General features: G+C 37.0%; 5 protein-coding genes. All 5 read right to left on the minus strand.

Translation table 11 applies throughout. The annotated features are described in order from the left end of the window. A partial coding sequence (locus PHP31_09295; protein MDD3739472.1) for a protease occupies positions 1-2,025 on the minus strand: 2,025 nt, incomplete at its 3' end. A gap of 122 nt (positions 2,026-2,147) precedes the next feature. Next, positions 2,148-3,281 (minus strand): hypothetical protein, encoded by a 1,134-nt coding sequence (locus PHP31_09300; GenBank protein ID MDD3739473.1) that lies wholly within the window; start codon positions 3,279-3,281, stop codon positions 2,148-2,150. 10 nt (positions 3,282-3,291) lie between these two features. Further along, a complete protein-coding gene (locus PHP31_09305; protein ID MDD3739474.1) occupies positions 3,292-4,497 on the minus strand; it encodes an MBOAT family protein in 1,206 nt (401 codons plus the stop codon). Between the two features lie 226 nt (positions 4,498-4,723). After that, on the minus strand, positions 4,724-7,033 hold the full coding sequence (locus PHP31_09310) for a C25 family cysteine peptidase (protein ID MDD3739475.1): 2,310 nt from the start codon (positions 7,031-7,033) through the stop codon (positions 4,724-4,726). A 108-nt stretch (positions 7,034-7,141) separates the two neighbouring features. Next, on the minus strand, positions 7,142-9,070 hold a 1,929-nt coding region (locus PHP31_09315; protein ID MDD3739476.1), incomplete at its 5' end, for a T9SS type A sorting domain-containing protein.

The raw sequence follows: 9,070 nt of genomic DNA on the forward strand, positions 1-9,070 counted from the left end.
TGAGATTTCCCCTTGCGGAAGGTCAATTATAGCATAGCCGTTTTGCGATACCAACATTTTTTTGCCGTCGGCAGATATTTCATATCCACCTTTATATTTCAGGTCGGTTTCTTTGTTTTTGTCAAGGTTGAACAATTTTAAGCTAACGCCGCTGTTGTCGTAGTGGTGGTAATACAAATTATCGCCAACGCTTGTTAGGTTGAAATAATATCCCGAGCTAATCGGCAGGTTGATGACTCTATCTTGAATGCCGTCCGTATCTATTTTGGTAACGGGTTTTGTTTCTTCTTTCTTGTCGGTTTTGCTATCTTTTTTATCGGATTTACTGTCTTTTTTATCTGCGCCGTCATCTTTTTTGCTGTCGTCAACGGATAAATTTTGAAGTTTTGGAGCAAAAGGCGAAGGTGTATCTTTACTTAGCGTTACCAAATATATTTTGCTCATGTTGTTGTAGGCGTGATTCCATTCGGTACGGCTATATGTAGGATTAAAATCTCTATCGGAAGTAAAAAACAGATATTTTCCGTCGGAGCTGAATACAGGATTTGATGCGTTATACCAACCTCTTGTTACGTCGTATTTTTTAGCATCCTGCATATTGTACAGAATAATTTTATTCATATCGTTTTTCATTGGCTCGCTATAGACAACCCATTTGCTGTCGGGCGACCAGTTAAAGTAGTTGTACTCCCAAATATCCGATTGGCTGATTTCGGTTATTTTTTTGGTTTCGATGTTAACGCTTCTGAGTCTGTTCTTTTTGTCGTTGAATAAAATATTTTTGCTGTCGGGCGACCACATAATACTGAAAGTGTATGTGTCGGCATTATCGGTAACTTTAACAGGTTCAGTCGATAGGTCGGTGCTTTGAATGTAAATTTCAAATTCGCCGGAAATATCTGAAATGTATGCAATATATTTTCCATCAGGCGACCATTTCGGGTTTCTATCGTGAGCACCGGAAGATTTAGTTATATTATACGTAACGCCTTTTTCTTTCGGAACAATATAAACATCGCCACGTGAGCTGAACAAAGCAAAGTCGCCTTTGGGCGATATTTCGTAAGAGTAAATGCTTTTTGATGCATCAACGTATTTGCTCCTGCTACCGATAAAATCTTCGGCAATTCTTATATTTATTTGTTTTATTTCGTTGTTGCTTAAATTGAGAGTGAACAGATATCCGCCTTTTTCAAAAATAATTTTGCCATCTCCTAGCGAAGGGAACTTTATGTCGTAATCCATAAAATGCGTAACCTTTTCTGTTTGTTTTGTTTTTGTGTCGTAGGCAAACAGGTTCATAGTTCTGTCTCTATCGGAGAGGAAGTAAATTTTATCGTTGTACCACATTGGTTGAATATCTTGAGCGACGTTGTTGGTAATTTGCGATACTTCGTTTGTGTTAAAGTCGAAAATCCAAATATCGTCAGCCATGCCGCCTTGGTAGTATTTCCATGTTCTGAACTCTCTAAAAACTTGGTTAAAAGCTAATTTTGTTCCGTCGGGAGAAAATGAACAAAAACCGCCTGCAGCAAGCGGTAGCTGTTCGCTCATACCACCTTCGACAGGTACTTTGTATAGTTGTCCGACAAATGAGTTGAACGATGCTTTGCGAGAGCGATATATAACGTATTTGCTATCGGGAGTCCAAGCCATAACTATATTGTTTGGTCCCATTCTGTCCGACACATCGTCTCTGCCGAGCGTAGCAGTGTGTGTAAGACGTTTAGGTTCGCCGCCTTGAGCCGGCATAACAAACACTTCGGTATTGCCGTCGTACTGACCTGTAAAAGCTACGTACTTTCCGTCGGGCGAGAATTTAGAAAACATTTCGTAGCCGTCGTGAGACGTTAGCTGGCGAGCAACACCGCCGTTTTCGTTTACTGTGTATAAATCGCCTGCATAGGAAAAAACAACCTGACCTTTGTGTATAGTCGGGAAGCGCATTAGGCGAGCTGCTTCTTGTGCGTACAATGCAGTTATGCTAAACAAAATTAGAATAACCGATACGTAAATTCTTTTCATATGTATATAATTTTAAGTTTGTGTGTTATTATTAGTTAGCAAAATTATTAATAAGAAGTTATAAAAGCTATGGGCAATTAGTTTTTTTTGATTTATTAACATTCGTTTTTTTGATGCTTAAATTACTGTTTACAAAGCGAGTCGTAGGCTCTTTCAAAGAAACCCCAGCCTATATCTTTTAAAGTCGATGTACAAGCCATAACCATTATGATGTCGGTGTTTTCTATTTGCTGATAGAGGTCTAATTCTTTAGCGTATGTAGGCTTTTTAAACATATCGGGGTAAACATCATTGTGGTAGTACCAATATTTAATATCGCTGTATATTTCTTCTTTTTTGGGTAGTCCGAATAAAATCCAGTAAAAACTATCGCTAATGCATATAACCGATGGTTTATAAGTTGTAGAGTCGTTTTTGTAAACAATATCAACAGTTGCCGTAGTGCCTCTATCAAGTGGAAATATCAGGTTCATTAAATTTTCTAAGTCTATATCTTGGTCGGTAAATTCAGTTGTTTCGGTTATATTGGTATATGAAACATCGGTCATTTTTTTGCCCACAAGATTTTCCATAAAACGTGTAATAGTATCTAATGTAATCGTTCCGCCGTATACGCTCCAGTGTGTTCCGGTTTTAGGAAATAGCGGATACTTTGTGGTATCTTTGGCACTCATAAACAGTCCATTAAAATCTATGTACGGAACATTGTATTCGGCTAGGTATTGATTAAAAGCTTCGTAGTTGTTGCGTTTTTTTTCAGATTTTTTACGGTCGGGAATGTACTCGGGGTAGTACGAGGCTTTGCCCGGCTTAATAACCACCATTAGCTTTGTGTTTCTTTTTTCCAATTCTAACTGAACGGACTTTATTTTCTTTACTTTTTCAATAACTAAGCTATCGCCAATAAAATCGTTGCCGTAGTAAGTGTCTATGAACCATGGCTCGTATAGTTGTCCGTCTTTTCCGTATGTAATAACGCTGGAATTATACTTTCCGAAAGCCGAAAATAGTAGTTGATTATAGCATCTGATGAAATGAGGTCTGAAACCGTAATTTTCTAACAGATATTGGTATAGTTTGGGCTGATATTCAAAATTAATCCAGTCTTTAACTACAAATTCAGGTTTTTCTTGTTTGTACGTAACACCATAAAGTTTCTTGACTTTTGCAAACGGAAAAAACATTTGTATGGCAGGCAGACTTATAAGTGCTGATATTATTATTGACAAAAGTATGTAAACAAATTTTTTCTTCATCACAAACGCTTTAAAATCTGAAATAAATAAACGGACTAAAGCCCGAACCCGTTAAAAATGCAACCGACAAAATAAACAAAATAACTGCAATTGGAAAATATACAGCCATTTGCTTACTGTTATAGTTTGAATAAAATACTTGTTGTTCCCATTTTTGTCCCCATTTAAAAAGTGTAACAAAAGAGAAGAAATATCCAATCAGCATTATTAGCAAGAAATGCCAGTCGTAAGTAATTTTTCCGAATTCAAATTTAAACAAACTTTTATAAAATGCTACGGCATCGGGTAGTTTTTCAATTCTGAATAGTACACGGGCAAGTATAACAACCATCATTGTGTATGCTATCCTGAACACGCGAGGCACTTTTTTTAAAACCTTATAAAAACCCAATTTTTCTATAACCATGAATAGTCCATGTGTTGCACCGTATATAACAAAGTTCCAGCTGGCACCGTGCCAGAATCCTGACAAGAAGAAAACCACCCAAAGGTTGAAGTAAAGTCGTGCTTGCGTTTTTACTCTGTTTCCACCCAAAGGAATATACAAATAATCGCGCATAAAATCGCTGAAAGTCATGTGCCATTTTCGCCAAAATTTAGCAACGCTTTCGGCGGTATAAGGATTATTAAAGTTCTCGGGAAATTTAAAACCAATCATCCTGCCTAAGCCTATAGCCATATCGGAGTAGCCCGAAAAATCGAAGTAAAGTTGGAGTGTGTAGGCAACTATTGTAAACCAAGCTGTTGTTGAATCGAGTACCGCAAAATCGGAAGCAAAAACTTTATCAATTTCGGTTCCTAACACGTCGGCAATAAGGACTTTTCGTCCCAATCCAATACAAAATCGGATAAAACCATGAACAAAATCGCTTGTATTTTCCCTACGTTTTGTTATTTGGTCTGAAATTTCGTTGTAGCGAATAATAGGTCCGGCAATTAATGGCGGAAATAGTATTATATAAAGCAAATAGTTAAGCGGACGCTTTTGAGGGACATTTTGGTTACGGTAAATATCGACGCTATATGTAACCGATTGGAACGAAAAGAATGAAATACCTATAGGTAGCATCACCCTTTTCCAAACCAAAGGCATTTCTCCAAACAAATGCCTGATAAAGTTTATGTTTTCGACAATAAAGTTGGCGTATTTAAAGTAAACTAATAAACCTATGGTTAAAGTTATTGAAGCTGCAAGCCATAATTTTTTTATTTTCACCGATTTGGCATTGTGCATTGCCACAACAATATAATGATTGGCTAATGTTGATGCCAATAGATAGAACACAAACCAGGGTGCTCCCCAAGCGTAAAAAATCAAACTGAACACAATTAATGTGTAGTTTCTTATTTTTTTTGGTGTTAAATAGTAACAAACCAAAAATAAGGGTAGGAAGAAAAATAAAAAAATTATGCTACTAAATACCATTAGCTATACCAAACAACTATTTAACTACTAATTTGCTGTATCCCGATTTGTCTTTTGTAGCAACTTTTACAATATAAATTCCTTTATTAAGTTGCGAAACGTTAATATTTATTTTGTCGCTATTAACTGATGCGTTACTCAAAACAAGTTTGCCTTGCATGTCGTATATTGAGTAGCTAGCGTTTTCATAGTTTTCGTCTAGAGTAATGCTGGCGTTGTGCGTAGCAGGATTTGGCGAAATACTAAAGTTTAGTTTAGCGTTGTACTGTGTACTTAGAGATGATATAGTAATAGGGTATTCGGTAGGAATAATGTTAAGTCCCGAAACGTATAATTTAGCACTAGTACCATAAGGTTGAACATTAAAATTAATAGTTGCGTTTCCGTTGCCATCAGTAACAGCTTTACCAATAATGGTATCGTTAATCATAACAACGCAAGATATGTTACCAGGTCTGACTTCATTTGTTTGAACAGAAACGTTCATAGAAGTTGAGTTAGAAGCGATGCTGTTAGGATAAGTTACGGTAATATTTTTTGGCATATCAGTGTACAAAGCCAAAGCCGGATCACCTAAAACGTTACAGCAGTAGAAGCACCACCTGAGAGCACCGGGTTCCCATTGTCCGGGAGCTGTAACCCAGGGAGCCGTCGCTGTTTTAGAGTCTTTGTGAGCTTGACCAACGTTGTTTATGCTGTTGCCAAACAAGGCGCTGACAAATTCTCTGTTGAGGTGAGCCGACGGTCCTTCGGTTTGTCCTTCGTTAAACCAGCCGTATCTTGAGTTTCCTATAAACACACTTGCCAAATTATTTATTTTTACCATTGTTTCGCCAATGCAATCGTTTTCGTCAAAAGCTCCGCAAATACAACCGTGCGAATATATTAAAGGGAAATTGTGTGTGGTTCCGTCTATATTAGGAAAATTTGCGTTTGTAATTTGGTGAGTGTAAAGTCTCATAACGTAGTTATAATTGGCGTGTCCTACGTGAAACAGTAGTGGGTAACCTTCGTTAATTTTTTCAATAATTGTAGTTGCCGACCAAGTACCATACTCATCGTACAAAGAATCTATGCTGTGTGAAAAAGGAATACCGTTTGTTGTGTATCCGTTGTCGTCTCTCAAACCTACAAGCAAGTTCAAGTAGTCGCTTCCGTAGCTTAGCGGGTTGTCGTATAAAAATTCGCCTGCTAATAGCACTTTATCGAGTTCGTTTACAACGGGTTCAAAAATGTACTTACGAGCTTTAAATAGCATTTTATCAAGTTCGTATATGTCGCTAAAGGGTAATCTGCCTACAGAAACTTCAGGCAATAGGTCATCTTCGCCGGGCTCACCCCACATGTTGTTACCGTTGGTGTTCCAATTGCCGTCGAGAGCCGAATAATATAGGTCGGCAGGAATATTAGTATCGCTATAGCCGAAACCCGATTCAACAAAGCAATAAAAACCTCTGTGTGGTATTATTTCAACATCGCCGCCTAAAAGGACAAATTCAATATTGCAGTTTTGGTATTCTTGAATGATAAAATTACGTATTTTTTCTTGCAAATCTTGTCCGCTCATGCTAGAGCTGATAGAATCGGTGGAAATAACTTTTGCAATAAGTCCGCGTTTTGAATAGTTTGGGATAAAGTTTTCAAAGCGTTCTACATAGCCGGCGCCGGTAACAATAAGTATGTCGTAGTCTTCGCTACTGCTTTTTTTAGTATATCTGTAGTCGGAGATAAGTTTTGGATTATCGACAAACGAAGTTACATGGTGTTTTTTACTTTCGTTTTGCGAAATTAAATTTATCTTATTATTTGTTTCTGTTTCAACAACAACCTTAACCCACGAGTAGTATGTTGCAGTTCCTTCGGTAGGATTGTAATTAACGGGCGTAAACGAGCTAAGCAATACGTTGTGTCCGTGAAAAACCGAATTTATTAGTTCTCCTGTTTTTTCTGCGGGATAAATTCCTTTTTGCTTATAAACTTCGTTGTCCATGACAAATTCAGAACTTACGTCATCTGAAAATGTTCTGACGTTTTGTTGCGGATATATTTGCTTGCTTATATTTACCTGAATTTCAGGACCGTAGACAAGTCCTATATTGGTTGCAACCGTATTTGGAGGCAAAAGAAGTTTTACTTGCTGGTAAGGCAATACCGGCTGACCTAAAGGAGCAGTAAGCAATGTGTTGTTAAATTTAATTACCTGAAATTCGTTTATGTTTTCTATTGTAGGAGTTTCAAAATAGTAGGTTTTTTGCAATTGTTGGGCAACTCCTATGTTTAAACATAAAATGCTTATTAGTAGTGCGATAAAGTTTTTGTAGTTCATGTGCTGTAAATCTTCTTTTAATTAATAATTTTCGGTTGAGGTTAATTACATAAAGAGCCGTCATATAAACGACAGCTCTTTATGAATATTGTTTTTAAACCATTGGTTTTAGTGTCTGATAATAACTTTTGAACTTAACGAGCGGTTGTTACGTACAACTTTAACAACGTAAACTCCTGAAGGAACATTTGTTACGTCAAGAGCAACAACGTCAGAGTTTCTGTTAGGATTATCTATTGATTTTATTACTTGTCCTAAGGTGTTTACCAATTGAATTTTGCTAATTTCGCTCATATCTTTTGATTTTACGATAATTCTGTCGCTAGCCGGATTCGGGTAAACTTCAACAACTTCAATAGATTTATATTCAACGCCAACATTATTATATTCGGTTGTAAAAGTTGTGGAAGTGGCAATAGTATGAACACCTGCATAATTCATAAGTTCATCAATTTTTACATAGTATTGTTGTAGCGATTTTAGTTTTTCTGTAGGATAAATAGTGATTACTTTGTTATCCGAACTTATTTCGGCTGTAAATTCAACATCTTCTCCAAAACTATTATTTTCTTTAAACGTAATAACATTTTGGAGGTTGCTGCTATTTAGTAGCGAACCGTTTGTGTTTCTAACAGGTTGACGGAAATTAATAACTATAGAATCAAATATAGAAACATCTGTAGCACCATTTTGAGGATAAAATTTAAGTATCGAACCTGTTTCGGATGAATAATTAGATGTTAAAATATCTTTTGTTGTGTATTTCTGCAAGAAAACAACAACACTAAGGTCGTCCATTTCTTCAACGTGAGTTCCAACCATATTTACATTATGGGTAAAGTTTAGGGTTTCGTTAGCAGGAATTACTATATTTTTTCCGTTAGCATCGGGAACCATTTTCATCATAACATGTTGGAATTTTGTTTCTCCATTAGAACCAACGTTTCCGGTAGTTTCATTTTCAATAATTACAATATGCAAAGTGTAATTACCATATTCATAAATTGATCTTATGTTGCAGTCTATATAAACATTGTTGCCAGAAATTTCGTGTTGCGATTGAATATCAAGGTAAACCATAGTTTGAGCCGAAGTGTTTAAAACTTGTGTCATTGCAGCGGTGTTTGTTGCGCAAACTTTTCCGTTGGCATACAAATCGGGTACGGCGTTAACACCATAGTAGCCTCTTCTAACTCCTCCTTCGGCAGTATAGTATGGGTCGCCTGAGCCGGGCCAGCTCATTTGATATTTTATTAAACAAATTTCATCAGCATGTATATTTGCAAATGGAGTCATAGTTGAATTGTTAAAGTTTGCACATGGACCGCAGGTGCTACTTGTAAACTCTTCGTAAAGCGCACGTTGGTACCTAATGAATTCGGGTACGGTATAGTTTCTTGTTAAGGTGTCGTTGTCGGGATTATCGTCGCCTGTAGTGCTTCCGTTCACATCCGAAACCCAAACTTTTATTTGGTGTTGACCCATTTCGGCAATAAGCGAATCAGCGAAATAATAATTTGCAGCATCTCCTATTTTTAAATTAAGACCGCTAAGTGAGGTTGTACGAACAGTTCCGTTGCCGTCAACTTCGTAGCTTACATTAGCAGTATTAACAACTGTTTTTCCTAAGTTTACAATTTTTCCACTAACAGACTGATTTCCGGTAAAAAGATTAGGCAGGTTAAGTGAAGATAGAGACACGTCTAAGTTAAGAGGGACAACAACTTCAATATCGTCTATAGCCCATAATGCCATAGCCGTACTCGAACCTTCAACTTTTATACAAAATTGAAATGTAGAAACACCGACATCACTATTATTTACAACAATAGTAACTGTTTCGGGACCAATGTCATTCGTGGCACTTTCTACCCACACTTCGTGCCAGGGTGAGCTTGTGGTTTTGCGAGTTTCAACACTAAGCTTAAAGGGATTTGCGTTGGTACTGGCGTGGTCGAAGAAATGCTTGAAACTAATAATAATTTCAGTTAAGCCTGTAGTGTTTATTTGGGGAGAAATAAAACGCATACTGCTGTT

It is taken from the genome of Lentimicrobiaceae bacterium (genome assembly GCA_028697555.1).
In the GTDB taxonomy this organism is placed as follows: domain Bacteria; phylum Bacteroidota; class Bacteroidia; order Bacteroidales; family UBA4417; genus UBA4417.